Below are 3,389 nucleotides of genomic sequence, written 5' to 3' on the forward strand. Positions count from 1 at the left end.
ATCCTGCCGCCGCCGCTGTGCGACTCCCGCCCGACCATCAACATGCTGCACGCCGCCGGGGTGAAGGTCCTGGCCCTGGCCACGGCCCGCCCGATGCACGACGTCTCGTCGGTGCGCATCGACGACTACCAGGGCGCCCTGGCCATGACCCGGCACCTGATCGAGCTGGGCCACTCCAAGATCGGCTTCATCAAGGGCGATCCGCAGCACACGCCCACGCAGCTTCGCTACGAGGGCTTCGTCGACGCCATGACGGCCGCGTCCCTGCCTATCGATCCGGACTGGGTGGTGCAGGGCCAGTTCACCTACCGTTCGGGCCTGGCCGCCGCCGAACTGCTGCTCAGCCCGCAGGAGCGGCCGACCGCCATCTTCGCCAGCAACGACGACATGGCCGCCGCCGCCCTGGCGGTGGCCCATGGGCTGCAGATCGCCGTGCCCGAGGCCCTGACCGTGGTGGGCTTCGACGACACGCCGATCGCCAGCACCGTCTGGCCCGAACTGACGACCATCCACCAGCCGATCAGCGCCATGGGCCGGGCCGCGGTGTCCCTGATCGTCGACGAGATCAAGGCCGAGCGGGCCGGGGGCTCGCCGCCGCCGACCCATCAGCTGATGAAGTTCACCCTGGTCAAGCGCGGCTCGTCGGGTCCCGCGCCGACCAAGGTCGCGCCGCGCCGCCGTCCCGCGCGGACGTCCTAGGCGCTCGCCCGCAAGGCGGCCGACGCGTCGGTCACATCGTTCCAGAGGCGGGCGGCGCCCCGCACGCCCGAAGCGTCGCCCCAGCGGGCCGGCGCGATCCGGGCCGACCAGCGGTCCGAGAACACCCGGGGGGCGATTAGGCCCGGCAGGCGCTCGTAGATCTCCCCGACATTGGACAGGCCGCCGCCCAGCACCAGCACATCGGGATCGACGATATTGGCCAGCACGGCGATGGCGCGGCCCAGCCGATCGAGATAGCGGTCGAAGGCCTGGACCGCGGCCGGCTCGCCCTGGCGGAAGCCGGCGATGATCGTCTCGCCCGAAGCCTGAACGCCCGTGGCGGCGGCGAAGTCCTGTTGCAGGCCGGTGCCCGAGACCCACATCTCCAGGCAGCCGCGCTGACCGCACCAGCATTGCGGGCCGGGGGTTTCCTCCGGCGTCGGCCAAGGCAGAGGGATGTGGCCCCACTCGCCGGCGATGCCGTTGGGCCCCTCGACCAGGCGGCCGTCGACGGCCAGACCGCCGCCGCAGCCGGTGCCCAGGATGATGGCGAAGGCGACGCGCGCGCCGGCCGCGGCCCCATCGACGGCCTCGGACAGCGCCAGGCAGTTGGCGTCGTTGGCCAGGCGAACCTCGCGGCCCAGGGCGGCGGTGAGATCCTCGCGGAAGGTGCGGCCGTTCAGATAGACCGAGTTGGAATTGCGCATCACGCCCGTGCTGGGCGAGATCGAGCCGGGCGAGCCGACGCCGATCGTGCCGCGCCCGCCGGCCTGCTGTTCGACCTGGGCGACCAGGTCGCGCACCGTCTCGATCGCCGCGTCATAGGCGCCGGGATTGGGCGCGCGCACACGGGCCAGATAGTTGCCTTGGGCGTCCAGGGCGGCGGCCTCGACCTTGGTGCCGCCGAAATCAATACCGACCTGAATCACCAGTAGGGCTCCCAAGGGCGGGTCAGCCGCACCAAAGCTTCGAGGAAGAAGTAGTCGCCCCAGAGACAGGCCTCATCGACCCCGACGCCGTTGGGCATGTGATAGACCGCATGGGCCAGCACGCCCGTGCCCGCCTCGCCCGGCGGCAGCATGTAGCGCTCGCCCAGAGCCTCGACCGTGGCCACGGCGGCGCCCGCGTAGGCGGCGCGGTCCGGGTCGGTCAGGGGCAGGGCCCGGGCCAACTCCAGCAGGCCGCAGGCGGCGATGGCGGCGGCCGAGCTGTCGCGCTCGTGCGGCGGGCCGGTGAACACCAGGTCCCAGCAGCAGATCAAATCGGACGGCAGACGGTTCAGATAGTAGTTGGCCAGGCGGGCGCTCAGGTCGAGCAGCGACGGATCGGCCTTGTAGCGGTGGACCAGCGGAAAGCCGCTGATCCCCCAGGCCTGGCCGCGCGCCCAGCACGAGCTGTCGCTGAAGCCCTGGTGGGTCTTGCCCATCCTTGGCGCGCCGGTGACCGGGTCCATGAAGAAGGTGTGGAAGGTCGAGCTGTCGGGCCGCACGATGTAGCGCGCGGCCTGGCTGATATGGCTGTCGGCCGCGTCGGCGAAGCTGCGATCGCCGGTCACCTGGCTGGCCCAGTAGAGCAGGGGCAGGTTGAGGTTGCAGTCGATGATCATCCGCCCGGCCTGCTCGGGATCGCTCAGATCGCCCCAGGCCTGGATGATGCCGGCTTGCGGCAGGTAGCGGGCCAGCAGCAGGCGGGCGGCCGCGAGCGCGGCGTCGCGCGCGTCAGGATCGCCGGTCAGCTTGTAGGCCGCCACGCAGGACAGCGAATAGAGGAAGCCCAGGTCGTGGTGGTCGACGTTGATCCGGCGATCGACGCGGTCCTTGAAGCTGCGAACCTGCCGCTCGGCGGCCTGACGGTAGCGCGCCTCGCCGCTGACCTCGTAGGCCAGCCACAGCATTCCGGTCCAGAAGCCGTTGGTCCATTCGACGTTGTCGATGGCCGGGTAGACCCCGCCGACGCTGGACGGCGCGGGGAAGGCGTCGGTGAACACCGCCAGGTTGGCGTCGATGCGCGCCAGCACGGCCGCCAGTATGGCGTCCAGGGCCGCGCGGTCGGGGCCGCGGCCTTGCAGGGCGTCGCGCGGGGTCAGCGGCTCGCGGGCCGGATCGCCGGCGGGTGAAACGGAGGAAGCTTGGGACATGAACTAGTCGACCTTGGCTAGATCGGCGTCGGGGAGGGCGGTCTTGAGCGCGCGGTCGGCGTTCCGGGGCTGGCCGGGCGTCGGCGACAGGGTGAACAGCGAGGCGGCCCAGAACAGCGCCGCGCCCACTGCGATCAGCAGGTAGGTGTGGGGGAAGCCGATCAGGTCGTAGGACTTGCCCACGATCGGTGACAGCACGGCCAGGCCCAGGGAATGTCCGAAGCTGACGCCGACCAGGTAGAGCGTCGAGGCCAGCCGGGTCTCGAAGTGGGCGGCGATGTAGCGGAAGATGGAGACGGCCAGGATGGGCAGCTCCAGCGAGTGCAGCATCTTCATCGCCGAGATCGCCACCGGTCCTTCGACCAGGCCCGAACCGGCGATGCGGAAGATCATGATCGCCGCCGCCAGCAGCAGGCCGTTCTTGGCGCCCGTGCGATTGACGATGAACGGGGCCACGAACAGCATCCCGGCCTCGACGAAGATCTGGGCCGAGTTCAGGTAGCCGAACATCGCCGCGCCATGCTTGGGATCGGCGAACTGCGAGGCGTAGTAG

General features: G+C 70.7%; 4 protein-coding genes. 1 reads left to right on the forward strand and 3 read right to left on the reverse strand.

The features are described from left to right. The coding region (locus tag AC1DZ6_RS21840) for a substrate-binding domain-containing protein (protein WP_477099227.1) at positions 1-699 on the forward strand (699 nt) is incomplete at its 5' end. Here the strand turns inward: AC1DZ6_RS21840 and AC1DZ6_RS21845 are convergent. From AC1DZ6_RS21845 to AC1DZ6_RS21855, 3 genes are all read right to left on the reverse strand, one after another. Next, positions 696-1,628, reverse strand: coding sequence for an ROK family protein (locus tag AC1DZ6_RS21845; RefSeq protein ID WP_477099228.1), 933 nt, complete (start codon positions 1,626-1,628; stop codon positions 696-698). The two genes, AC1DZ6_RS21840 and AC1DZ6_RS21845, sit on opposite strands and share 4 nt — an antisense overlap. Then, positions 1,625-2,836, reverse strand: a complete 1,212-nt coding sequence (locus AC1DZ6_RS21850) for a glycoside hydrolase family 88 protein (protein WP_477099229.1) — start codon at positions 2,834-2,836, stop codon at positions 1,625-1,627. Before AC1DZ6_RS21850 ends, AC1DZ6_RS21845 begins: the two co-directional genes overlap by 4 nt. A 3-nt stretch (positions 2,837-2,839) precedes the next feature. Continuing rightward, positions 2,840-3,389, reverse strand: a 550-nt coding sequence (locus AC1DZ6_RS21855; RefSeq protein ID WP_477099230.1) for an MFS transporter, incomplete at its 5' end; no start/stop codon positions are given.

Source organism: Caulobacter sp. P1_B12_2 (assembly GCF_056406675.1).

Excerpts from the sequence above, each read along its gene's own strand:
- AC1DZ6_RS21850 (WP_477099229.1), bottom strand. The coding sequence starts at position 2,836 with ATGTCCCAAGCTTCCTCCGTTTCACCCGCCGGCGATCCGGCCCGCGAG.